Annotated in this window: 28 protein-coding genes; 6 read left to right on the top strand and 22 right to left on the bottom strand. The window is 31.2% G+C overall.

What is annotated here, in order from left to right; genetic code table 11:
• Together RBU61_RS06925 and thpR are read right to left on the bottom strand one after the other, a co-directional pair.
• On the bottom strand, window positions 1-891 hold the full coding sequence (locus RBU61_RS06925; protein WP_308878897.1) for an acyl-CoA dehydratase activase-related protein: 891 nt from the start codon (window positions 889-891) through the stop codon (window positions 1-3).
• A gap of 89 nt (window positions 892-980) precedes the next feature.
• The gene (gene thpR, locus RBU61_RS06920; RefSeq protein WP_308878896.1) at window positions 981-1,538 is read right to left on the bottom strand and encodes an RNA 2',3'-cyclic phosphodiesterase; all 558 of its coding nucleotides are present in this window, start codon (window positions 1,536-1,538) and stop codon (window positions 981-983) included.
• A gap of 242 nt (window positions 1,539-1,780) precedes the next feature.
• Here thpR and RBU61_RS06915 point away from each other — a divergent pair, with 242 nt between their 5' ends.
• From RBU61_RS06915 to RBU61_RS06900, 4 genes are all read left to right on the top strand, one after another.
• Window positions 1,781-2,500 carry a zinc dependent phospholipase C family protein gene (locus RBU61_RS06915; protein ID WP_308878895.1) on the top strand — a complete coding sequence of 240 codons (720 nt, stop codon included), beginning with the start codon at window positions 1,781-1,783 and terminating at the stop codon, window positions 2,498-2,500.
• Window positions 2,501-2,566: 66 nt separating this feature from the next.
• Window positions 2,567-3,508 (top strand): phosphoglycerate dehydrogenase, encoded by a 942-nt coding sequence (locus tag RBU61_RS06910; RefSeq protein ID WP_308878893.1) that lies wholly within the window; start codon window positions 2,567-2,569, stop codon window positions 3,506-3,508.
• A gap of 53 nt (window positions 3,509-3,561) precedes the next feature.
• Entirely contained in the window at window positions 3,562-4,674 is a 1,113-nt protein-coding gene (gene mnmA, locus RBU61_RS06905; RefSeq protein WP_308878892.1) for a tRNA 2-thiouridine(34) synthase MnmA, read from the top strand.
• A gap of 225 nt (window positions 4,675-4,899) precedes the next feature.
• Window positions 4,900-5,751: a DegV family protein gene (locus tag RBU61_RS06900; protein ID WP_308878891.1), complete on the top strand. Its 852-nt coding sequence runs from the start codon at window positions 4,900-4,902 to the stop codon at window positions 5,749-5,751.
• A 36-nt stretch (window positions 5,752-5,787) separates the two neighbouring features.
• On the opposite strand, the gene RBU61_RS06895 is transcribed toward RBU61_RS06900, so the two are convergent.
• Window positions 5,788-6,093, bottom strand: coding sequence for a winged helix-turn-helix transcriptional regulator (locus tag RBU61_RS06895; RefSeq protein WP_308878890.1), 306 nt, complete (start codon window positions 6,091-6,093; stop codon window positions 5,788-5,790).
• A 112-nt stretch (window positions 6,094-6,205) separates the two neighbouring features.
• Between RBU61_RS06895 and RBU61_RS06890 the strand changes: the two genes are divergently transcribed.
• Window positions 6,206-6,640, top strand: a complete 435-nt coding sequence (locus RBU61_RS06890; RefSeq protein ID WP_308878889.1) for a DNA starvation/stationary phase protection protein — start codon at window positions 6,206-6,208, stop codon at window positions 6,638-6,640.
• A 122-nt stretch (window positions 6,641-6,762) separates the two neighbouring features.
• On the opposite strand, the gene RBU61_RS06885 is transcribed toward RBU61_RS06890, so the two are convergent.
• The gene (locus tag RBU61_RS06885) at window positions 6,763-7,170 is read right to left on the bottom strand and encodes a hypothetical protein (protein WP_308878888.1); all 408 of its coding nucleotides are present in this window, start codon (window positions 7,168-7,170) and stop codon (window positions 6,763-6,765) included.
• A gap of 466 nt (window positions 7,171-7,636) precedes the next feature.
• A complete protein-coding gene (locus RBU61_RS06880) occupies window positions 7,637-7,999 on the bottom strand; it encodes a metal-dependent transcriptional regulator (RefSeq protein WP_308878887.1) in 363 nt (120 codons plus the stop codon).
• A 117-nt stretch (window positions 8,000-8,116) separates the two neighbouring features.
• Here RBU61_RS06880 and RBU61_RS06875 point away from each other — a divergent pair, with 117 nt between their 5' ends.
• The gene (locus tag RBU61_RS06875) at window positions 8,117-8,434 is read left to right on the top strand and encodes a hypothetical protein (RefSeq protein ID WP_308878886.1); all 318 of its coding nucleotides are present in this window, start codon (window positions 8,117-8,119) and stop codon (window positions 8,432-8,434) included.
• A 231-nt stretch (window positions 8,435-8,665) separates the two neighbouring features.
• On the opposite strand, the gene RBU61_RS06870 is transcribed toward RBU61_RS06875, so the two are convergent.
• The 17 genes from RBU61_RS06870 to RBU61_RS06790 form a co-directional block, all read right to left on the bottom strand.
• A complete protein-coding gene (locus RBU61_RS06870; RefSeq protein WP_308878885.1) occupies window positions 8,666-9,931 on the bottom strand; it encodes an extracellular solute-binding protein in 1,266 nt (421 codons plus the stop codon).
• Between the two features lie 490 nt (window positions 9,932-10,421).
• A complete protein-coding gene (locus RBU61_RS06865) occupies window positions 10,422-10,823 on the bottom strand; it encodes an arsenate reductase ArsC (protein WP_308878883.1) in 402 nt (133 codons plus the stop codon).
• Window positions 10,824-10,844: 21 nt separating this feature from the next.
• Entirely contained in the window at window positions 10,845-11,906 is a 1,062-nt protein-coding gene (arsB, locus tag RBU61_RS06860; protein ID WP_308878882.1) for an ACR3 family arsenite efflux transporter, read from the bottom strand.
• A 48-nt stretch (window positions 11,907-11,954) separates the two neighbouring features.
• Complete coding sequence (gene arsA, locus RBU61_RS06855; protein ID WP_308878881.1) at window positions 11,955-13,700, bottom strand: arsenical pump-driving ATPase; 1,746 nt, start codon at window positions 13,698-13,700, stop codon at window positions 11,955-11,957.
• Window positions 13,701-13,747: 47 nt separating this feature from the next.
• The gene (gene arsD / locus RBU61_RS06850; RefSeq protein ID WP_308879783.1) at window positions 13,748-14,098 is read right to left on the bottom strand and encodes an arsenite efflux transporter metallochaperone ArsD; all 351 of its coding nucleotides are present in this window, start codon (window positions 14,096-14,098) and stop codon (window positions 13,748-13,750) included.
• Window positions 14,099-14,122: 24 nt separating this feature from the next.
• The gene (locus RBU61_RS06845) at window positions 14,123-14,446 is read right to left on the bottom strand and encodes a metalloregulator ArsR/SmtB family transcription factor (RefSeq protein WP_308878880.1); all 324 of its coding nucleotides are present in this window, start codon (window positions 14,444-14,446) and stop codon (window positions 14,123-14,125) included.
• Window positions 14,447-14,634: 188 nt separating this feature from the next.
• Window positions 14,635-15,330, bottom strand: coding sequence for a TVP38/TMEM64 family protein (locus RBU61_RS06840; protein ID WP_308878879.1), 696 nt, complete (start codon window positions 15,328-15,330; stop codon window positions 14,635-14,637).
• A 73-nt stretch (window positions 15,331-15,403) separates the two neighbouring features.
• Window positions 15,404-16,393, bottom strand: coding sequence for a sulfurtransferase (locus tag RBU61_RS06835; protein ID WP_308878878.1), 990 nt, complete (start codon window positions 16,391-16,393; stop codon window positions 15,404-15,406).
• Between the two features lie 231 nt (window positions 16,394-16,624).
• Window positions 16,625-17,104 carry a hypothetical protein gene (locus tag RBU61_RS06830; RefSeq protein WP_308878877.1) on the bottom strand — a complete coding sequence of 160 codons (480 nt, stop codon included), beginning with the start codon at window positions 17,102-17,104 and terminating at the stop codon, window positions 16,625-16,627.
• Between the two features lie 20 nt (window positions 17,105-17,124).
• Window positions 17,125-17,523: a hypothetical protein gene (locus RBU61_RS06825; protein WP_308878876.1), complete on the bottom strand. Its 399-nt coding sequence runs from the start codon at window positions 17,521-17,523 to the stop codon at window positions 17,125-17,127.
• A gap of 356 nt (window positions 17,524-17,879) precedes the next feature.
• Entirely contained in the window at window positions 17,880-18,461 is a 582-nt protein-coding gene (locus RBU61_RS06820) for an isoprenylcysteine carboxylmethyltransferase family protein (RefSeq protein WP_308878875.1), read from the bottom strand.
• Between the two features lie 385 nt (window positions 18,462-18,846).
• Window positions 18,847-20,742: a S8 family serine peptidase gene (locus RBU61_RS06815; protein WP_308878874.1), complete on the bottom strand. Its 1,896-nt coding sequence runs from the start codon at window positions 20,740-20,742 to the stop codon at window positions 18,847-18,849.
• Window positions 20,743-20,811: 69 nt separating this feature from the next.
• Window positions 20,812-21,141 carry a hypothetical protein gene (locus RBU61_RS06810; protein ID WP_308878873.1) on the bottom strand — a complete coding sequence of 110 codons (330 nt, stop codon included), beginning with the start codon at window positions 21,139-21,141 and terminating at the stop codon, window positions 20,812-20,814.
• 54 nt (window positions 21,142-21,195) lie between these two features.
• Window positions 21,196-22,428 carry a S8 family serine peptidase gene (locus tag RBU61_RS06805; protein ID WP_308878872.1) on the bottom strand — a complete coding sequence of 411 codons (1,233 nt, stop codon included), beginning with the start codon at window positions 22,426-22,428 and terminating at the stop codon, window positions 21,196-21,198.
• Between the two features lie 21 nt (window positions 22,429-22,449).
• Entirely contained in the window at window positions 22,450-24,213 is a 1,764-nt protein-coding gene (locus tag RBU61_RS06800; protein ID WP_308878870.1) for a M56 family metallopeptidase, read from the bottom strand.
• Window positions 24,206-24,607, bottom strand: a complete 402-nt coding sequence (locus tag RBU61_RS06795) for a BlaI/MecI/CopY family transcriptional regulator (RefSeq protein ID WP_308878869.1) — start codon at window positions 24,605-24,607, stop codon at window positions 24,206-24,208. Before RBU61_RS06795 ends, RBU61_RS06800 begins: the two co-directional genes overlap by 8 nt.
• 144 nt (window positions 24,608-24,751) lie before the next feature.
• The gene (locus tag RBU61_RS06790) at window positions 24,752-25,201 is read right to left on the bottom strand and encodes a DMT family transporter (protein ID WP_308878868.1); all 450 of its coding nucleotides are present in this window, start codon (window positions 25,199-25,201) and stop codon (window positions 24,752-24,754) included.
• Between the last annotated feature and the right edge of the window lie 6 nt (window positions 25,202-25,207).

Genomic DNA, 25,207 nt, shown 5'->3' with positions numbered 1-25,207 from the left:
CTAATATCTCCTTTCCAGCATATCAATAAATGCTTCCACTCTTGTATCAAGACCTGCCTCACCAGTATGTTCATCTATTTTCAATATCATAAAAGGAAATTCACCTATTTTATCTTTAATAAGCTCAACTACAACGGAATCTATACCACAGGCAAATGAGGATATATATATAATTCCATCTACTTGTTTTTTCTTAGAAATATAAGATGCAAAACCATAAGAATTTCTTGCAAAAGTCCAAAATGGCCTTTTATATAGACTTTCAACCTCTTTATCCATTAATTCTTCCCTAAGATATTCTTCAGTTATGACACCTACACCTAATTTATTAAGTTTTTTCACTACATTCATATTTATAAAATCGTCATATATATTATATGGGTGTCCCACTAATGCAACTTTTAATTTATAATTCTCATCTTTTATTCCCGAATCGTAGACCTTCTGCTGCTCTAAAGCTTTATTAAATGCCCTTTTAATTTTTGATTTATCATCCACTATGATACTGCCTGCATCCTCTGCCCAATTATAAAGTTTTCCTTTGGATATGGCATAAATAGGTTCTGTAATGACCTTAGGCATATCTGGAATACTATTCATAATCATTTCAGGAAGCCCGCAAAATTTCGGACATATATATTCTCTTTTTCTAACCTGCATTATTCTTGGAATTATAATAATATCACTTTTATCTCTTAGTGAAGAAACATGTCCATGGAAGACCTTTATTGGAAGACAAGCTTCGTCCACTGAATATCTAATACCTTCATCTAATATTTTTTTATTAGTATCTTCAGAAGTAATTACTTCGGCTCCAAGTTCACTAAAAAATGTTTGTAAAAATGGATTATACTTATAATATAAAAGCCCTTTTGGAATTCCTACTATCATTTTATCCTCCTTATGTAAATTAATATTACATTTATGGAGTATCACCTATATCTATAAAAAATATTCCAAAATTAGGGGTTTTTTATTTTTTAACTCTTAGAGCTTAAACTAAATTGTCTAACATAAATTGGAACATAAGTTAGTTTTCCATCTATTCTTGTGCTTTCCATTATTGAGACTTTACCTACTGATACTATTTCATCAGTGGTTTTAACCTTCCTTTCTAATTCTTTAAACTCCTCTGCAATAACTACTTCTCTTCCCATTGTAATATGGGGAACAAAATCTCTTCCCTCTTTTTCATAACCTTGTTTTTCTAATTCATCCTCTAATTTTAAATATAATCTATCCATCATTTGATTTGCTTCTATTCCCAGCCATATTATTCTTTTTCTCCCTCTAGGGAATTCTCCTAATCCGCTGAGGTTCAATTCAAACTTCTCTTGATTTACAACTACATTATCAATAGCTTTCTTTAGGTTATTTAACTGTGTCTCTGTAGTTTCTCCTATAAATCTAAGAGTTAAGTGAAAATTATCTTTATCAGTAAATTTTCCTGAAATACTATTTTTCTTTACTATTTCTTGTATATTGTATAAATATGTCTTTATGTCATCTGAAAATTCTATTGCTAAAAATATACGCATTATTATCCACTCCAATTATCTATAATTCCATGCTGCTTTTCCAGTTATATTCCCCTCTTATCATCTTATAAAACATAAAAAAATATACCTATTATATAATAAGTATATTTTTTTATGAGACTATCGCAAAAGGCTTCATTTCCTAAATGAAATTTTCAAAATATATTCTATATTAAATTATTGTTTATAATATTTCTAAAAATACTAATACTAAAATCAATTAAGTATAGGAGTGATAAAAAATGGATTTTTTAGAAAACACTTACGATAAAGTATTAAATACAGTTTTTGATGTGGCAAATCCTATTAAAAGATCTATCATCAATACTCATTGTAAAGTTCATAAGTTTATTAATATAAATGCCCTAAGAATTCTTAGGAATGATAAATATATTAGTGAATACGATTTTTTTAAAAGCTATATCTATCATATAAACGAGGGAGCTGTATGGGCAGATCAAGATTTTAAAAGTTCAAATCATTTTTATAATCCTACCACTAAAAAAGGATTATATGGCAGAAAGACTGCTATGGATTTGGGAGTAGAATATTATAATGAATCAATTGAGTTATGGAAACAAGGGGACTTCAATAAATCATTATTTTATTTTGGTGCATCCATACATATAATCCAAGATATGACTATTCCCCAACACGCTAATATTCGTTTGCTAGATAACCATCACCAATATGAGAACTATGTTAAACGTACCCATGAATATATAAAGGATTTTCAAGTAGAAAATGGCGCATATCTTCTGGATTCCATAAAGGATTATATAAGATTTAATGCTAGGGTAGCCATTAGAGTATATAAGAAGTTTAAAAATATATCTGATGATGAAACTAGATTTTATCGCACCAGTAGATGTACCCTAGCATTAGCAGAAAGAACTACAGCTGGAGCCATGATTTTATTCTATAAAGATTTATTTTCTCAAGATTCAAGTCAACTTCATTAGATATAAAGTTGATTTAACAAATGAATAGGGGTATTATATTAATATAATATTAGGAGGGGGGAAGCTATGAAGGCATTAATTACCTTTAAATATAGTGATGAAGAAATGAAGAAACTAGAAGACCTAGGTTATAATATAATTTTTAGTAATGAAAAAGAAATCATTTTTTCTGATGAAATAAAGGATATAGATCTAATGGTATGCTTTGATCCATTTGATAAAATAGATATATCCCTATTTCCAAACCTTAAATGGATACAACTTTCTAGTGCAGGTATTAACCATGTGCCAATAGATAAAGTATTATCACAAAATATTTTACTTACAAACAATAGGGGTGGATACAGTATTCCAATAGCCGAATGGATTGTTCTTAAAGTATTGGAGATGATTAAAAATACTAAGGAATTCTATGATAAACAAAATAAAAAGGTATGGAAAATGGATACTTCCCTTATGGAACTTCATGGTAAAACTGTGGGATTTATAGGAACTGGATCAATTGCCAGTGAAGCTGCTAAAAGATTAGAATCCTTCGGTGTCAACATAGTTGGTATTAATTCCAGTGGGAAAGAAGCAGAACATTTTCATCAAACCTTTAGCATCGATGAGATTAATGATGTAGTTCCTAAATGTGATTTTTTAGTAATCGCTACTCCATATACAGAGAAAACCCACCATCTTATAGATGAATCTATATTTTCTCATATGAAAGATGGAACATATCTAATTAATATTGCTAGAGGTAGTATTATAGACGAAGAAGCTCTTATAAATAATTTAAAATCTGGTAAAATTAAAAAAGCTGCTTTAGATGTATTCGAAGTGGAGCCTTTACCTGAAGATAGTCCTTTATGGCAAATGGAAAATGTAATTATATCACCTCATAATTCTTGGGTGTCAGATATGAATAGTAACAAAAGATATGAAATAGTCTATAAAAATATGAAAAAATACATCAATGGAGAAAAATTAGTTAATATTGTTGATTTAAAAAGAGGATATTGATCAATATCCTCTTTAGAATGCGTATTAAGATTTTTTGAAGAAAGGAAGAACTTATGAAAAAGAGAGTAATTTTAGGTATGAGTGGTGGAGTAGATTCATCTGTTGCTGCTTTACTACTTAAAGAAGCTGGTTATGAAGTAATTGGACTTTTTATGAAGAATTGGGATGAAAAAGATGAGGATGGTGTATGTACTGCTACAATTGATTCTGAAGATGCAAGACAAGTTGCCGATCAACTGGAAATCCCTTTTTATACTATAAATTTTGAAAAAGAATATTGGGATAGGGTATTCACCTATTTTCTTGATGAATATAAAAAAGGAAGAACTCCAAATCCTGATGTAATGTGTAATCAAGAAATAAAATTTAATGCATTTCTAGATTATGCTCTTAAATTAGATGCTGATTATATAGCTATGGGACACTATGTACAAGTAGAAGAAAGGGATGGAAAGTTCTATCTACTTCGAGGAAATGACAACAATAAGGATCAAAGTTATTTTTTATCTAGAATAGAGCAAAGTGCCCTTGCTAAGACCTTATTTCCCATAGGACATTTAGAAAAGAAACAAGTTCGTGAATTAGCAGAAAAACATAATTTATCAACTGCCTTAAAAAAGGATTCCACAGGAATATGTTTTATAGGGGAAAGGGATTTTGATGAATTCCTAGACAAATATCTTTTAACTAAAGAAGGAGATATAATAGATATAGATGGAAATAAAGTAGGAAGACATAGTGGACTTATTCATTATACCCTAGGTCAAAGAAAAGGAATTGGTATTGGCGGAATAGGAACTGGAGAGCCTTGGTTCGTAGCTGGAAAAAATTTAAATAAAAATATATTATATGTAGCTCAAGGTGAGAAGAATCCTGCCCTTTACTCTACTTCCTTAATTGGTGAAACACCTAAATGGATATCGGGAACTCCTCCTACTATACCTTTAAAATGCACTGCTAAGTTTAGATATAGACAGGGAGATATACCTGTAACAGTAGATATACTAGAAGATGGCAACCTTCATATCAAGTATGACTATCCTGTAAAAGCAGTAACTCCTGGACAAGTAGCAGTATTATATCAAGATGAAGTGTGTCTTGGTGGCTGTATAATTAAGTCTATAGAACCTTTAGAGAAAAAATATTTATATTTAAATACAATATAGAAAAGTAAACATCCAAATATTAGACTTGCAGTCTAACATTTGGATGTTTTTCTTCCATAATAAAAATAACGATATATCTTAGTTATCCAAGCTATTTTTTAAAGGGCATTCAATTGACAAAAGTCATTGTATTAGTTATTATTATTCATAAATATTACTTATTATTTCCGGTAGTTAATATAAAGAAAGATTATCAATTAATTTATTTAGGAAGGATTGCTAAAGATGAAAAAAATAATATTAAGCGTTGATAGTACCTGCGATATAAATCATGAATTAATGGAAACTTATAATATAAATAGTTTTCCTTATACTATTCTTTTAGATGAAAAGGTGTATAAAGATAATGTAGATATTACCCCTCCTGAGATTTTCAATACATATTTTGAAAAGAAAATTTTACCGAAGACATCTGCCATAAATGTTGCAGAATATTATAGATATTTTAAACCTTGGATAGATGATGGCCATGAGGTAATACATATTAATCTAGGGAGTGCACTTACAAGTAGCCATAATAATTGCTCCATAGTGGCAAATGAACTTAAAGGTATTTATCCTATAGACTCTCAGAATCTTTCTACAGGATCTGCTCTTTTAGTATTAAAAGCTGCCAATATGATAAAAGAAGGACTATCAGCACAAGAGATTAGCACTAGATTAAATAGCCATAGAGGAAACATACATATGAGCTTTATTTTAGATACTTTAGACTTTTTATATGCTGGAGGTCGTTGTTCAAAACTTTCCTCTCTAGGGGCAAATTTATTGAAAATAAAGCCTGTTATTAATGTAGATAATAGTTCTGGTGCAATGGACGTTGGAAACAAATATAGAGGCTCTTTGAGCAAGACCATTCCCAAATATATAAGTGACAAATTATCAAGCTATGATAATATTAATCAAGACCACATCTTTATTGTTCATTCTGGTATAGATTCTAAATATATCGACCTTGCTAAGAGTGTAATACTAGAGCATATGGATTTTGATAAAATTCATGTAGCAGTTGCAAGTTGTACAATATCCTGTCACTGTGGACCTAATACTTTAGGTATAGCATTTGAAACTATATAAAAAGCTTTCACAGAGATTTCTGTGAAAGCTTTTTCTTTAAGAAGTTTGAAAATATTTATCCTCTAAATCCTCTAGATGACGGAAAATGTGCACTAAATCTTTACCAAAACTAAGTAAAGAATAACATATACTATTATCTTCAACTTTTTTATCTATAACATTCTTCTCTATAAGTACAGATAGTTTTCTATTTAGCTCTGTATGGCTCATATATGGAATACTTCTTAAAATATCACTATAATGTTGATTACCAAGATCAATAGATTCCAGTATTTCAGGAACCCATCTTAGTTTTATTAAATCATGTACAATCTGAAATCCATTAGATATTTTATTTTTCATATTCTCACTCCTACGAACATATTTGTGCCTTTTTGTTACTTATATTTTATCATATAATATAAGTAAATCAAAGACAATAAATAATCTTTTTAAAAATTAAAGGAGGTTTATTATGAAACATTTAGAATTAGTACAAAAGTATTTATCTAACTTAGGTGTGTTAAATGTAAAATTTCATAATCTTCACTGGAATGTGGTAGGAGGCCAATTTATGCAGGTCCACAACTTTACAGAAGAGATTTATGATAAGTTATTTGAAGACTTAGATGAAGTAGCAGAATTATTAAAGATGAAAAATATAATGCCATTGTCCACTATAGCTGATTATTTAGCAAATTCTACTATTGAAGAAGTCAATCCAAAAGACTTTTCTGTAAAGGAATCTTTAGAAATTGCTAAAAAAGACTTAGAATTAATGAAAGAATTAGCGACTGAAATTAGAAACCTTGCAGATGAAGACGGAGATTTCGAAACTGTTGCTATATTCGAAGACTACGTTGCATTCTACAGTAAAAATATATGGTTTATAAATTCCATGTTAAAGTAAATTAATTTTTTCAAATGGGTTTGCAGTATTTTAGGCAATTAAGAGTGAAAAATAAAAGGAGCCTTTGCTAAATAGCGAAATAAGCTATAAAGCAAAAGCTCCCTTTTTCATATTTGAATCTATTATTTTTCTAGATTTGCATATACAATATCATCATTATTAATAGTCTGAATTCCGAATTTCATTATATTTTTATTCTCTATATTATAAACTAAAATAAATTCAAAAATATTCTCAGGTTTATTTTTATGGTGTCCTATAAGATATATTTCATTTGTTGTTTCAATTGATTCTATATCTTTAAATTTATTATCTCCAACTTTTTCTGCAACTGAAATATCAAATTCATTTATATCTATATTTTCATTAAAATATTTCTTAGCATTTTCTATCGCCATATTACTTAGCTCAGCTTTTAGCTCTTTTATATCATTATCTTCTCCTAATATTGATTTATTGCAAGCTGATAAAAGACTTAAACATAATACAACACATAATATACTTACTAATATTTTTTTATTTCTTTTCATTATTGTCCTCCTTAAAACCTAAAGTCTACTTACCTGATTAATTTCTTGATGCTTCATAATTTATCTTTCATTCCCCCTACTCTGATTTAATTATAATTTAAAATATAAAACTTTACTATTTAGTTAAATTACACTTTAATTACATATTTGTAATAAACAGAAAAGGATTCATTAAAGTATTATTAAGGAATTCTTTTTTGGAAATCATTGAGGTCAAGTTCCTGAAATCAAAAATGGAGAGTACAAATAGCTGTACTCTCCATTTCAAGCCAATAACCTTAAAGCAAATTATATTATCAAAAGAATTATGTTTAAATTCCACATTTTCTAATCTACCTTTTTTACAAGGAGAAACAATAAAAAATGATAAATTAAAGACTGCCTAACATAATAATTTTTAGACAGCCTTCCTTTATCTTACCTAAATGTACTTTACGCTCTCGTATTCATAAAATGTATTATTCATCTAATAATCTTCTAGAAATTTTTTTATCCCTCTAAATGTTTCATCACTAATAATATGTTCAATTCTACATGCATCCTCTTCAGCTATTTCAGAAGATACCTTAATTATATCTGTTAGAAACATTGTTAAAACTTTATGTTTTTCATATATGTCTTTAGCTTTTTTCTTACCCTTCTCTGTTAATTCAATATAATTATTATTATCTACTAATATATAGCCTTCGTCCTTTAGAATCCCTATTGCACGACTTACACTAGGTTTACTAAAGTTTAATTCCCTTGCTACATCTATAGATCTAACCTGACCATTGCGTTTCTTTAAAACTAAAATAGTTTCTAAATACATTTCTCCTGATTCATACATATTTTTTACCTCCATACTACTTTTATACAATAATCATATCAGAGATTCATAAAAAAGACTAGGTACAATATCTAGATGCAATATTTAGTGATGATTAAATTAAGATGAAGTGATGTAGTGATAAAATCTATAATCTATAAGTTGAATGATTTTCTAAATTCACTGGGAGTTATAACCGCAATAGCCATGACCCATTTGCTATTGTACCAGTTAACCATAGGAATATTTAAGGAATATAGTACTTTATTAGCAAGTCCATTAACATCAAAGATACATTTCCAAAAATATATACTAGTACCGGATGGAATCACGAAGGGTATTATTGATACTAAAAATATAAACTTTTTACCTTTTTTTAATTTTATTATTTGCAATGAAAAAAATAAAGCTAAAATAAGGCATAAAGGAACGGCAATAGCCATAAAAAAACTTTGATTTGTTAAACCTCTTTGAAACATGGGATTTTGTAATGTATCAGAAAAATTCTTTAAACCTATAAACCTTTTCTCCCCCATATTATTTAATAAAGTATAATAAAAGGACAATATAAAAGGGATACCATAAAAAAACAATATCTCGCATAAACTAGGTAATATATATGGTAATAGACTATCTTTTTTCATATGTTTCATCTTCATATACTTTCCCTTTCATCTATATAAAATTTTATTCATTCAAATAGGTAAAGACCTTGTTTTGAATAATTTCCGCTGTTTCTTCAGCCGTTGCTAAGTCATAATAGTAATAGTTATCCAGTTCTTCTCTCAGTAAATATGTTAATTCAAGATTTCCAACTAAAACATTTCTCTGTTGATTCCATTCATGTATTTGATCTAAAGTATCCTCAAACATTTTTTCCTTTTCTTCTTCATTTGTAAATTTCCAATTACCTTCAAGACCTCTCTCTTCATACCACTTAATATCAGCTTCAAAACTATGTCTGAAATAGGTATAAAAATTCTCAATATTTATTGGTATATTTCCCCAGAACATAAAAGAGTATTTATATTCATCTTCTTCGCTTTCAAATGTAGGCAATTCCTTAGCAGATGCACAATATTTTAAAAACTCCCAAGCCAATTCTTTATTCTTACTATTATGGGAAATAGCATATGTTGAAAGTAAATTGCTAAACGGTGCCTTTCCATTACTGCTTAAAAATGGTATAGGGTTTATTGTGTTTTCAAATTCAACCATCATATTTTTCATATCGATGTTACTTGTTGTAAATTTAGCAAACATAAAATCCTCTATTAAAAAATCTTCGTTTCTTACTCCTACACGAGTGAAATCCCATTCCATAGTTTCTGGATGATAAACTGTATTTAGCTTTTTGGTAAGCCTTAAATTCTGTAAGAATTCATCGCTATCGAAATTGGCATTTCCAGTCTCAATATCAAAGAAATCAACAGATTGATAGTCAAAAAATGAATTTTTTGTAATACCAGGCATAAGATAAAATTCATCCGGTGAAGGGTGGGTCTTTTTAGCCTTTTCATATATATTAATCATTTCAGTATAGTTTATGTTTTCATAACTTTCATAGTCTAAACCTATACTTTCTGATAAGGGCTTACTAATATACACCATATCATAATTAAATGACAATGGCATGGCATATAAACCACCTTCGTATTCCATAGCCTCAAAAATATTAGTATAATAGTCAGATTTATTAAAATCAGGATCATTATCCATAAAATCGTATATATTAACTAATAGACCACTCTGGGCCTTATGGTTTATGTCCAGAGCACTTAAATCTATCAAATCACTGGCTGTACCACTTAATAAATCTATAGCCGTTCTATACATATATGAAGCCTTGTTATCTTCCGGTCGTTCCACTATAATCTCTACATTTGGGTGCATGTCCATAAATTCTTCTGCAAATGTGTCGATATATCCATCGAAAACAGTTGATACTGTCAATGTTCAACTTAATTCTTTATTCTCTCTTATCGCTGGAAGGCTATTATCTGTATTGATATTTCCTGAGCATCCAGATAATATAACCATTACCATACAGGCTACAAGAATCCTCCATATTCTTCCATACCTCAATTTGTTTTACAACTCCCTTCTCTTTATATTTACTCAAATTTATCTGAGTTTTTCTACATTTTTTATTTATTAAAAACTTCTTATGCTTGTCTCAGAATCAAATAAGTGTATCTTTTCTTTATCTATATAAGATGTCTAAACTCATTCTCTCTACCATTGTACCATATGTTTCCAATATATTAAAATTCTCATTCAACAAACATCAACAATGCTGTGTAGTAGATTATTTTTAAATAAAATAATTTACTGCATTAATTCAAAAAAAGAAGAAACTAACTCCTTAACGGTCAGTTTCTCCTTTTCACTTTGAGAACATTATCTTTTCAAAAAACATCGGCTGATATTCTATTCAGTATAATTATAGCTCCCTATTTTTTACTCTTCTAATTAAATCTTCTACCTTTTCCTTAATAAGGTCTCTAGTATTTCTGTAAGCTTCAATTGATCCCCCTGATGGATCATCTAGCCCCCAGTCTTCACTATGGTCATTAGGTATAAATGGACAAATTACATTACATCCCATAGTAATAAGTATATCTAATTCTTCAGGTATATCGGATAATAGCTTTGGATAGTGGCTACTCATATTTACTCCATCCTCTTCCATTACTTTTACTGCCAAAGGTTTTACCTCTGGATATTTTTCAGTTCCTGCTGAATATACCTCTAACACATCACTTCCTAATTTTTTCGCCCAACCCTCTGCCATTTGTGAACGACATGAATTGTGAACGCATATAAAAGCTACTTTCTTTTTCATCAGTATACCTCCAAACTAGGATTAGTTATTATTGGTTTTAGCAAACCAATGCTTTGTCCTATTCGCAACACTTACAAGAGCTAACATTATAGGTACCTCTGTGAGTACACCAACTACTGTTGCTAAAGCAGCTCCTGATTTTAATCCAAATAATGATATTGCTACAGCTACTGCAAGCTCAAAAAAGTTTGATGCCCCTATCATACCTGCTGGTGCTGCCACATCAAAAGGAAGTTTCCATGCTTTTGACCATAAATATGCTATAAAAAATATTAAGAATGTTTGAATTGTCAATGGTACTGCAATTAATAATATATCTAAAGGATTCTCAATAATAGTTTGACCTTGAAATGAAAATAAAATTATCAATGTTAATAATAATCCAACAATCGTAACACCACTAAATTTAGGTATATACACCTTTTCAAAGTATTCTACACCTTTTTTCTTTGTAATCAAGCTCCTTGAGAAAATTCCTGCAATTAAAGGAACTACTACGAATAATACCACAGATAAAAAAAGAGTACCCCAAGGAATTGTAAATCCACTTATACCTAATAAAAACGCTACTATTGGAACAAATGCTATTAAAATAATAAGATCATTTGTAGCTACTTGTACAAGGGTATAGGCAGGATTTCCCTTTGTTAAGTGACTCCAAACAAATACCATGGCTGTACATGGAGCTGCTCCTAAAAGCACTGCTCCCGCTAGATAATCTTTAGCTAGATTAGGAGAAATCATATTTTTGAATACTATAAAAAAGAAAAAATATGCCAAACCATACATTGTAAATGGCTTAATCAACCAATTTGTAACCCAAGTAACTATAAGTCCCCTAGGGTTTTCTCCCACTTTTTTCACACTATTAAAATCAACTTTTAACATCATTGGATATATCATCAGCCATATCAGTATTGCTACAGGAACTGATACATTATAATACTCGAATTTATTTAAAAATTCTGGAATACCTGGCAGATAGACTCCTATTAACACTCCAATTATCATACATATAGCTACCCATATAGTAAGGTACTTTTCAAAAAAACTAATTCCTGGTGATAATTTCTCCTTTGTCATAAATATTCCACCTTTCATTTAAAATTATTTAACTTTGCTAAGTAAGCTCTATTTTAAGAGCTTACTTAGATTTTCTCCCTTTAGTTCCTCTGGGGTCCACTTAACTACTGCAAAGTTTCCTTTAGAGATTTCATTCACCTTATTTATCCATTGTATTTCATTACTTGCCTTTGCTTTTAAAATCTCATTAGTTGTGTCAGTAGCATAAAAGCTAGAGTTGATTATCCACCACTTGCTAAATATTCCAGCTCTATTTAAGTCCTCCTGTAATCTCATAGCTTCAAAGTAAGGAGTTGCTTCAGCTAATGTTACAATTATTACCTCTGTCAAACTATCATTCTTTAGCTTAGGTAATAGATTTTTAACTGATTCTGGAATATCGCCCTGTGTACGTGCTATTTCCTTATTATAGCTTTGGGTTGATTCCAATAATAATAGAGTATGACCTGTAGGTGCTGTATCGATGACCACAATCTCATCTTCTGAGCGCTCTACTATTTCTGCAAAGGCTCTAAATACAGCTATCTCTTGGGTACATGGAGATCTTAAATCTTCTTCTACATAGGCAATATCATCATCACTCATTGTTTCTCTGGCTTTGCTCAACACTTCTTCTTGATATTTTTTTAATTCATTTTTTTCATCTATATTACTTAGAGTAATGCCAAAGCTTTCATCTATTACATAGCCTATATGAGCTGCTGGATCAGTAGTTGTTAGATGCACTTTCTTTCCTCTCTTAGCTAGTTCGCTAGCAATTGTAGCAGCTATAGTGGTTTTTCCTACGCCACCCTTACCCATCGTAAAAATTACCTTTTTATTTGAATTATATAAATCATCTATAACTTTACTTAAAGTGGGGATTACCTCTGGTTTTAATTTTTCATCTGAATATTTTATATCTCCACTATTAAAAAACGCTCTAATATTTTCAATTCCTGTAATATTATATGGTCTTAGTGGTATTTCAAATATGTCTAAATTTCTTAGTCCTTCTGGTATATCCTTTAGTATATCCTGTTGCTTATTAAAAATTTCATTTGAAAGCTCGTCGTCATGCGCTTTTAATACTCCGTTTATTACTAGAAGCTGATTACTTACTCCGATATCCTGTAGCTCTTTTGATGCTCTCTCAGCCTCTTTTAATGCTGATACTTCAGGTCGTGAAATAAGCACAAGAGTAGTCTTTTCTTTATCTGCTAAGTTTTCTACTGCATTTTTATATATATCCTTTTTCTCCTCTAGTCCTGATAATTGACCAAGACATGATGCACCATGAGTACTTTCGCTTATAAAATTAGTCCAAGCAGATGGTAATTGAAGCATTCTTAGAGTATGTCCTGTAGGGGCAGTATCAAATATTATATGATCATATTCCTCTGCAGCTTTTTTATCTGTTATAAATCCGGAGAACTCATTAAAAGCAGCTATTTCAACTGTACAGGATCCAGAAAGTTGTTCTTCCATGTTTTGAATAACAACCTCTGGAAGCTTTCTTCTATATGGTGCTATTACACTTTCTTTATATTCTGCTGCTGCTTCCTCAGGATCGAAGTTTGCAACTACTAGGTTTGGTACGTCCTTTATAGGAATTCCTTTGTTGTTAAGCTCTGTATCAAATACATCCTGTAAATTTGAAGCTGGATCAGTACTTATAAGCATAATCTTCTTGCCATTATCTGCTAAACTAACAGCTATAGCACAGGCAGTAGAGGTTTTTCCAACTCCACCTTTTCCAGTAAAAAATAAATATTTTGTTAAATCCATATCTTTTACATCAAAATCCTTAAACATCTTATCTCCTCCTCACCTATATTAACAATAGCCACTCCTCTATAAAATTATTGTTTTTCGTTTCTAGCCTTTCTAGCACCTAATTCAGACATAATATACTCCTCAGGTATTTCAAGTAACTTTACAAACTCTTCATTTGTTGGATATTCCTTTGTTTTAACTACCTCTCCATCAACCATAGTTATAGGCAGAATATCTACTCCGTTATCAAGCAGTAATTTATTTACAATACTATTATCCACGTATGATTTTGGGTCACTAGTTAGATTATGTCTCTCTACTTTTACACCTTTCTTCTCCAACCTATTTAAAAGTGTAGCAACTCTTAATAGATTTTTATCTACAGAAGGTCCACAAACTCCTGTAGAACAACACATGGCTGGATCAAATATTTCCATCTTTTTCAATTGAATCTCCTCCTATTAACATTTACATTCTTTATTATCAATTGCTTTACAAATACAATTGTCAGATTCAGTGAATATATCATTTAAAAATTTAATTATATTGTTGCATTTAATCATATCTAGTGAATAATAGTTCCAAATTCCATCCTTTCTGACTTTGACCAAACCAACATCAGCCAAAACCTTCATATGATGCGAAAGTGTTGGTTGTGTAAAGTCAAAATTCTCTAGTATATCACAGGCACATAGTTCACCACATGATAATATATCAATTATCTTCAATCTGTTCGCATCAGAAACAGCCTTTAGTATTTTTGCATTTTCATCATAATTTTTCATTTGCTCTTCACCCCCCTATATAGATAAGTGTCTATATATTTAATATAGATGATTATCTATGTATTGTCAACATAAATGTATTATCTATTTTATATTTTTTAGGTTTATGAATACCATCCGCTAAGCGGATGGTATTCATAAACCTAAAAAAGGATTGCTCCATTTTTGAAGCAATCCTAATATACTCTCTAATTAATGTTTTTTTTGTTCTTCTCATTCCATATCTTTTTCATCAAAAATCCTAAAGCACTAACTGCAAATAATATCAGAAGTCCAGTGACGAAGGTTTTTGCTCCACCCGTTAGCTTTTCACCTGCATAGGAATAAATAATAGTTGCAGGAAGTTGTCCAAGTCCAGTAGCCCAAAAGAAAGACCAAAAATTCATAGCTGTCAATCCTGCTGCATAGCTAACTATATCGAAGGATATAAAGGGTAAAAGTCTAGCCACTAATATTGCATAATCTCCATATTTATCAAAAAAACCATCTATTTCATCTAAAGCAAATTTAGATGCCAGCTTCTCAATAGCATTTCTTCCATATATCTTAGAAATATAAAAGCATAAGACTGCTCCTGCCATGGCAGATGTCCAAGAAAGAATTGCTCCCTTTACCCATCCAAATAACCCTGCATTGGCAAAGGTTATCAAGAAAGCTGGTAGTGGCGCAGCTACTGATTGAAATACCATAAGCAAAAATGATATTATAGGCGCCCATATACCAAAGGAAAGTATATATCCCTTTACTGCATTTACATCTAACATACTAAATATAAATACAATTTGCTTTATAGCATTTCTAACAGGAGCAACAAAAAAATATATACATATTAATCCCAAAACAACACTTAATTTAATCCATGTAGATTTCTTTATGTTTTTCAAAATATCAACAGCCTTCCTGTAAAGATATCTCTATTCTCCTAAAAATAATATAAATATATAGTTTATATTTATATTATTTCACTACTTCTAAATCAGTATTTCCTGACCAACCATAGAAGCTAGCATCATAGTTCTTTACGTTATTATAACCCATCATAGCCAATACTATTTGCATATGAGCAGAACGAATACCTGCTGTACAATATGTTACGATTTCATCATCCTTTTTAATTCCATTAGAATCAAGTATATCTTTTATCTCTTTTGCTGTTTTTAAGGTACCATCTTTATTTAAAAACTCATTGAAGGTTATATTAATAGCTGCTGGTATATGTCCTCCCCTTGGTTCTCCAAAATTTGTAGCTCCTTCATATTCATCTTTGCCTCTGACGTCAATTATTACAACATCCTTTAACTTATTCGCTAATTCTTCAGTATCAATATTTGTTTTATCATCTAATGCTTCTACAATAACAGTTTCAGGAGTTGGTACTACACCATCTTTGGATACTTCATAACCCTTTGATTTCCAGAAATCAAACCCTCCATCTAAAATCTTTGTATTGTCATATCCTGCTCTTCTCAACATCCACACTATTCTTCCATCTTCTCCCCAGCCCTCTGGTGAAGTTGTATATACTACTATTTCTTTACCCTCTGTTATTCCATACTCTGATAGTTTTTCTGATAAAGCTTTCGGCTCAAGAATCGTTCCCCAATTAGGGTCTTTACCAGGAGCACCTTCCATATTTGAAAACTCTTGCCACGTAATAGCTACAGCTCCAGGTATATGACCTTTTTTATGAGTATCTGCTCCCCTAGCATCCAATATTAATAAATCTTCTTTTTCCATATTTTCTTTTAGCCAATCAGCACTTACTATATAACTAGTGTCTACAAACTCTATACCATCTTCCGTCGATTCATTTACTGCTTCATTACCTTCTCCAGCTTTAGGTTGTTGGCTATTTACTTCATTCATTACATCTGTTTTGCTTGAACATCCACTAGTCACTAATACTAAAGCTAAAATAATTATTAATATAGATTTAAATCCTTTCATCTAATCCACTCCTCATCTAATATTCTATTCACTTTCTTAATGCCGATTAAATTTTAACATATTGTCTAATTTAAATAAAATAAAACTTATCTATACTTTTTTGCCCATGTATAGGTAAGTTTTATTCTGTAAATATCTATTAAAATAGCATAATTAAACAATTTCCATAACACATTACATTTATCCATATATTAGTGACACTAAGAACACTATTCATGTATACTATAATCCTTAACTGAAAATTTCTACTTTAGGTTGATGAATTACTATATCAAGATGTATACTGGCTTCATTATTTATACCAAATCCAATTCCATCACCAATCCCAAAGTGACAAGTATCAATAATACTTTCATCTATACCAATTGTTCCTGTGGGAGTCATTGTAGATAACCCTTTACCAAACTCAACTAACATTCTACACTCAGGTTCTAAAGAAAAAAGGATTTTTTTAAGTTCTTCATTGCCAACAATATCTGTTATCATTGAATTTCTAATGTTGATAACTGTAGGTTTCTTAATCAATCCAAACATACCTAACCATTTCCCATATTGATTAATTTGCCCTATGGTACAATCTACAACAATCTTTCCATTTGCAGTTCCTAATTTAATTCCTACATCAAGTTCTGAAGGAGGTAAAAAGGCTTTATCCGAATAGTCAGAAATCCTATGGCTACAAGTTTTAAATTCATTTATTTCAAATTGCAATTCTGTACCAGATTTGTTTTTTACACAAAGTTTTGAATCTTTCGGAAAGATTTATAGTATTCATATACTTTTTCAAAATCTTCTGGGGGTGTATTCAAACCTTCCATTAAAGACTTTGAAGTAATATCTAATCTAATAAATACATATTTACTGAGTAAGTTTTTAGGCTTACTAAACGGAGAAAAATATTTATTATAGTTATTGAAAACAAATGAATCAATAGATAATGCTACAACCAATAGGTCTGATGGAGTAAGATGCTCATATTCAGAAATCGAAAATCCTTCATCATCAACTAATATATATCTAATAGACTTACTGATTAAATAAGATAATACAAATTTAATTTCTTTGTGTTGTTTTTTATCTGTTATAACTAATATATTTGAATCAGAACAATCTCCAAACCAATATTCCATTATTATCACTTCCTCTTTATTCATCTTCTAAGTATTGGTATCCTTGCGCCTTCATAAAATTATAAGCAAACCCTTCGATACCCTTAAATTTGTACACAATGGTTCTTTAACCTTTTAATTATGGTTATTATATCATATAGACTTTATCAAATAAATTTACATTTCATTTATTTTACATATCTCAAAATACAACCTACTTTCTTCATCATAGCCTTCAATACTAATTTGTCTTAGATACATTTTATTGCAATCAAATTCATTTAAAAGTAAAAAACCCCCCAGAACAAAATCTGAGGGAACAAGATAATATTATTCACTTAAAACATTTTTTAATTCGTAACTTTATCGGATTGCAATTATCTCTTTCTTCCTATATATCTACATACTCTTTTAGAATAATCTATATAATCATCTCCGAAAACAGTTGGCAGGAATTTTTCCTCTTGTAAAATTTGCAGATGTAACATAAGAATTGAAAAAATTGTAAAGATCAAAAGTGTCCAATTAAAAAACATAAACAATATGCCTATATATACTAAATCAAATCCTAAGAATGCAGGGTTTCTGCTTAAGATATAAATACCATCTGTTACAATTGTTGTTTTATCATTTTCGGGAATTCCTGCCCTCCAGCTATCCTTCATTGTATATACAGCCACTCCAAAAACTATATCACCTATTATTCCAAAAAATATTCCGACAATTCTAATCAAGTTTGGCATAGTTGAGGTATTCTTAAAGATGCTTATTAATTCAACAACTACGATACTATATGTGGCAACCTTCATAAGGATTTCGACTATCATCAACTTCTTATCCTTTTTCCCCTTTGCTATTTGATCTGTCTGAATTCCCTTTTTCCTTTGTCCTATCATTTTGCCAATATAAATAGCATAAAAAACTATTAAAATCATAATTGCAAATCCTTGATATATCATAAATATCCCCCAATTTTTATGTAAATTTTCTATATATATGAGTAATATAATATTTATATACCCCACAATTCCATCTCTATTCTAACCTATTGTCAATATCTACAAATTATAAAAATTAAAATAAGGCGTACTCTTACCTTGAAAGAACTCCCGTAATATCACCAAAAGCTCTCTTTAAAATTTTAGTTTATGCATATATGAACAATGATTTATTCTACATAGAAGAATTATTATATTAATGTAATGCCTCGCTATATGCCAGATTTAAAGAGTTTGATGAGAGTAGCAGGTAAAACAAAAAATCCCCAGAACCCTAATGCTATCAGCCCTCTGAGGATTTTGGATCTAACTATTTAATATGTCTCACCGAATATCAGTAATCAGCTTAATGTGATTTGCGGACAACATCTATGAAAGCAGGAGGATTGATGAAGTGAAGCCCATCCTCATTAACCCAACTTGACCGGAAAAGAAGTTTTTTCATTGTTTCACCGTCTAATTTAGGATTTACCTGCCAACCTAGTGCCAGCACTCCGGATACATAGGGAACAGCCCAACTCTGTCCTCCAACACCATCATAACGATAACAATATTCACCTTTTATAAATTCTTGCGCTAATGTTCGAAATGAAGCTGGTGCAAAAATCATTTTTTGCCAAGGTTTAGCTTTAAAATCGCGTTCATAGTTTCCCGGATATCCAGGGGCACATTTGGTTACATTATCTCGGTCAGCTAAATCGTAATATGAAGAAAATACAAAACCAGTATCATCATTCTCACGACAATCAATAACCATTATACCATCTTTTTGAGCCTTAAGCACTGCTTCCTCCCACAGCTCTCCGTTCTTATACCAATTACCTTCGCTTGTTGGCGCAGAGGATACAGAAACTATACGAATTTTTTCAGATTTTGGAAGCCCTTTATTTTGCTCAATAACCCAATTAAGACAGTCCGCAAAGTACTTTGCGTCCCGTTCCCATGATGGGGCGGCAGCATAATAAATATTAACCTCGGGTGCAACGCCAACTGTTTTTCCACCTAAAATGCCCGTAACTGACGCACCATGATAAGAACCTTCGTCTTCTGGCTGATAACAGCCAGAATCATAATAAGAAAATATACGTCCAGTAAATTCTGGGTGATCTATCAACATATTTTGGTCAATGATAGCTACATTAACATTTTTGCCCGTAATCCCTTGTTGGTGCAAATTTTTAATTCCAAGTCCTGGATTTTTCCCACCTTCTAGAATTTCAGAAGCAAGAGCTTCGCTGCCTTTAAAGATAGTTGTATTATCAAAAGAATAAGTGAATATATCTTCAGGTTTATATTGATTCTGTTCAATGATATTTCCACTTCTATTTGGCCAAAATAGTTGACTGATGTCGTCATATGACTTTAATATGATAGCCTGAGACGAAGAGGATAATGCAGAATATGATTTTCCAGCTAGTTTGCTAATCAAGTTAACAGGATTAGCAATTAAAATATTTTTATTATAGACAGAATCCATTTTAACATCAGCAGTTTCTTCAATTGCACTCCAAAAGGAATCCGGCGTAACTTCAGGATTAACCTGCAAAGCCATAGCATAAAGTCCTGCAATATATGGTGCAGTCCAGCTTGCTCCTCCTGATCGTATCCATGTGTAATCATTCTCACCTACATAGCTAGCAAAGGCACGAGAACCCATTGGGAAGAAAATACGGCCTTCGTCCTTCCATTCATTCAAATCAGTAGCATAATATGCATTAAGATCGTTCGGGTCACCAAGAGGCTCTCTACTAAGTCCACCAAAACGAAAACCATAATCCACATCAGATGAGACTGCCATAATAAATACCCCTTCTTCTTTCGCCCTATCCAAAGCTTTTTCATAGTCTGTATAATTACTGACACCATAATCCGGACTAGGATTAGCAGAAATAGAAATCACCTTTATTTTTTCTTTCTCAGATAATTGCTTATTTATATCCAAAAGCCTGTGGATACCTTCTGCATAATATTTGTATGTCATATCCCCTTCTTTGCCATTCTCGTCATCCCATGAGGCTTCTATAAAATATAGCTTTGCCCCTGGAGCAACTCCTGTAGTTTTTCCTACTGCAAGGGACGCTACTGCTGCACCATGCATATGCCACTCTACATCACTCTTAGGAATATCTTCATAATGTACAAGATTATCCCTATATTCATCGTGTCCTGTAAATAATGTCACATCAACAATCCCAATTGATATTCCTCTTCCATCTATTCCTTGAGCATGTAAATCACGCACATTAAGTCCCGGATCTTTCCCTAATTCAATAATCTTATTTGGATCAAAATTTCCTGGTAATTTTTCTGGTCAAATAGTCTTTGTATTAAACCGAATATAATAGAGTAAATCTTCATACTTGGAAAGATCTAACTTGCTTATATCATAGCTGCCAACATCTATTCTGGTAGTATTGCCATTTGGAGCTTCAGGAAAAGAATCTAAAGTTCCATGCATTTCAGGATTAGGCTTTATAGTCTTATGTATACCTATTTCAATTATTTCACTACTTTCATTGGAATCAGAATATACACCTGTCTTCCCAAGACTTTGCAGGAAAGTTTTGTCGGAACACCCTGTTAGCATAATTATCAAAACAAACAAAGAAACCATTATTTTTATGACAGTAATGCGTTTCATCAGACACCCCTTTCTTAATACTTGAAGTTTCTTATCTAATAGCTTTTACTATTACTATTTTATCTTCCCAATCTTTTCAATCAATTTTATTGGATTAACTATTTTACCAAGTTTCTCTTGACTATTGTTATCAACAGAAATTGTATCACTTGTGCTAAATGCTTCTCTCCAAAAATCTTCAGGTGTAATATCAGGATTCACTTGACATGCTAGTGCATATAATCCTGCAATATAAGGTACTGTCCAATTCATACCACCTTCTTTATAAAAAACATAATCATCAACACCTGTAGGACTTGCAGTACATCTATAATCCATAGGAACCAAAAGTCGTTGATTTTCATATCTTTGATTTTTCCAAAAATCCCCTATTGTAAATGAAGTAATATCATCTGGACTTTTTAAAGGGTCACGACCAAGCCCAAAATATGGATCACTATCTACATATACAGTATAAATTCCTTCCTGTTTTGCCTTCTCAATTGAATCAAAGACTTGCTCGTATCCATTCATCTTTCCTCCTACTCCTAAAGAAATTGATATAACTCTGATTTTTTCCCCTTTAGGCAGTATCTTATTAATCTCTACAATACGATCAATAGATTTTGCAATCCAAGAAAGATCCCATTCAAATTCTCCATTTTTAACATCTCCATGTGTTTCAGCAATATAATAAAGATCAGCTTCAGGTGCTACTCCAACAGTCTTACCTACAGCAATAGATGCCACTACTGGTCCAAATATTACTGCCTCTTCATCAGCACAATGGATCTCTTCATACAGTTTTAACTGTTCTTTATACTCTACATGATCAACTAATAAACTTTGGTCAATTATTGCTATACCAATTCCCTTTCCAGTGACTCCTTTTTTATGAAGTTCTCTTACTCCCAGTCCAGGATTTTTCCCTAATTCCATTAGCATCTGTGGATCAAACCCATCAGGTAATTTATCTGGCCATTGAGTTTTGCTATCAAAACTAGCATTAAGCAAGTCGTTAAGCCTTTCTGATAAATCAAGCTCTGTTAAATCGCTGCTGCTCAAGTCAATCTGCCATATTTCATCTAAATCTGGGTCATAGCTTGGCAACTCTTTCATTTTTCCGGGATTAATAAAAGAATAATCTGCAGCACCAGGTTTTCTCACAATGCTCAACTTATTTTTTGGCGATAGTAATGTCCTATATTTCCCTGGTTGTTCTGATATTTCTGTTTGTGTTGTTTTAGCTGGAGCACATCCTGCCAGTAAAATTGATATTGCCATGATTAAACAAATAAATCTTTTCATCTTAACTTTCCTCCCCTGTTATTAATTTAAATCCGATAAAATAACTCCATGACTCTTAATGTTACCCAATTTATCAGTTGTGATCATAAAATCTGCCCATTCACCATATATGGGATTTGGAGAAAATCTATATAGGGTACCTCCACTATTCTGCCAAGAGTCACTATAATCCCCTAATTTTGAAAACAGCTCATTTGCTATTGCTGGATTTTCCTCATATTCCTTCTTTTCAATTCCCAAACCAGCAAAAAACTCTGAATACCCATATACGATAATCACATTATTACCGCCCATACTTTGCCAGAAGCTATTGTCAATTTTCGGAGCAATATTTAAACTTTCCACATCACTTTCAATTAAGGACAAATCGCCATATTGTTTTTCGATTTCGCTCCTTCTATAGCTATAAGAAATTGGTGCTTTTTCATTCCTAATAGCTGAATTCGCAGGCTTATCAATATAAGAAATCGTTATATTTTCTAAATCAGATATATTGGAAAATAAGCATAAAGCGTTTTTGCTTATTTTTTTCACATGGTCATCCTTGAGACCTGAAACACTATCACTTCCAGAAAATTCATATCCTAAATACAGACTTCGTCCTATATTATACATATCCTTTCTATTTCCTCTATTGTCAATGATAATAGTATTAATTTTATAATTGTCATTGGGATTTTCAAGTGAGGTTAAAAACTGATAAACTTCATATATATTTCCAAGAGAAATAAACTCGTGAACATTTTCTTCGTTGCTTTCAGTCAATCCTTTGATTGTATTTGAATTCTCTGCTCTTACATTTATATTAATAAATGAGACTGCTCCCAAAGAGAGACAAATTATGGCTACAGCAAGAGCAATAGTACGTTTTTGTGGCGGCTTTAGTATCATCTCAATACGATTTTTCATTTTTCTGCCTCCCGTTGACATGGCAGCAACTATTTGATTGTCATTGCCAGCTATAGATAGAAGCGTAATACAATAATTGAAATGTTCACTTGATCCTATCTTTTCAATAACTCTACTATCACAAGATAGCTCAGCATCATTCCTCGCTGCCTCTACCGATAGCCAGACGAGAGGATTAAACCAATAGAACGCGCAAAGAATATTTCCGAGCAGCCGAATAAAGTTGTCCCTTTGCTTGTAATGAATCATTTCATGTATGATAGCAAATTTAATTGCTTTAGTATCATGAATGACGCTTTCTGTTAGAATAATTCTTGGATTAAATATCCCGATTACACAGGGAGATTTTAGACTCTGAGAAAAACAAACTGGAATATTATCTTTTATTCCCATGATTTCAGCAACTTCCTCATAATCATCAAAGTCATACGACGTCAGACTCTTCAGAATTCTCCTGCGAAAAAAAACATTGCGTATGCCAAAAACAGCTAATATATAAATGGCTCCAATAATCCACATTATGAACAAAACATCAGATAGACTCCATGAATAATCCCATGATTGGTTATTCCACATCCTTGTATAGCTTTCAGTATCTTCATTAGCTAGAGGCTGATAGCTATCGTCTTCATATAGATCCATATTATTTTCGAATCTAAAATCTAAAATTTGAATTTGTGGCAAAATAGTCTTAGTTTCAACCTCCCATTGAAAGCTAAAAGGAATAATCAATCTAGCTACAACGATTAGCCATAAAGTATATTGCAGTCTTGGATTTATTTTGTCTTTAAAAATAAACCGAAGCATGAAAATAAGCAGTATGAGAAGTGATGATACAATTGAAGTATGCATTAAGATATTCAAGACTTCATTCATTTTTCTCATCCTTTTCAACTAATGCTTCTTTTAGTGATTGAAGCATGGAATTAATTTCGTCCTTTGTAATATCCTCACTATCTACTAATGAGGAAACAAGTAATCCCATTTTGCCATCAAATATCTTTTTTACAAATGAACGTGTTTCCTGTAATACCGTTTCATCTTTATTTAGCAAAGGGTAGTAAAGTCTTGCAGGATTTGCTTCCTCCATACGAATATAGTTCTTTTTCTGCATACGTTTTAGGAAGGAAATAATTGTATGTCTTGACCAACCTGTTTCCTCTTTCAAATCATCCTCAATCTGTCTACAGGTTAAAGGATTCTTCTCCCATAAAAGCATCATTATTTTCCATTCCGTATCTGTAAGTTTTGTTTTTTCTCTATTATCCAATTTATCACCTCCATAGTAATCAATTGCCTACTCATATCATATATATGAATTTTAGTATTGTCAACTATTATTTGTAGGCATCTGCCTACTTTAATCAGCAAATAAAATGGAATCCCTTAATCAGGGCAGCCTGCAAGATGGTGATTATATAGAATTTTTTCTTAATTTATCTAAATTAGTTCCTAATACACCTATTAAAATACTCACAATACCTATTATGTGATAATAATAAAGCCTTTCGTTTAATAATAGTACTCCTGCAACTACAGTGACTAAAGTAAATAAATTATTAAAAACGCTCATTTTAGGAGCCGATATTATAGGCAAAACATAATTTGATAAAAGTGATGTTACAACAGATGATAGAATACCTAAATATAAAATTGATATTAAAAAATCCTGATTAGTAAATACGCTAAAATACGTCTTCAGGTCTCCACTATAAAGTCGGTCTATCATAGATAAAAGATTGAAACTTATAAAGCCTATAAAAATCATCACATATGTTACATCAATAAATTTATATTTTTGAACTATCTTTCTTGCTAAAACATTATAACTAGATGAAGAAATTGCTGATCTTTTCAACTGCAATAAATG

This window comes from Tissierella sp. MB52-C2 (assembly GCF_030931715.1).
In the GTDB taxonomy this organism is placed as follows: domain Bacteria; phylum Bacillota; class Clostridia; order Tissierellales; family Tissierellaceae; genus Tissierella.
Note: the sequence above shows the minus strand (reverse complement) of the source record. Positions and strands in the feature narration are given on the sequence as shown.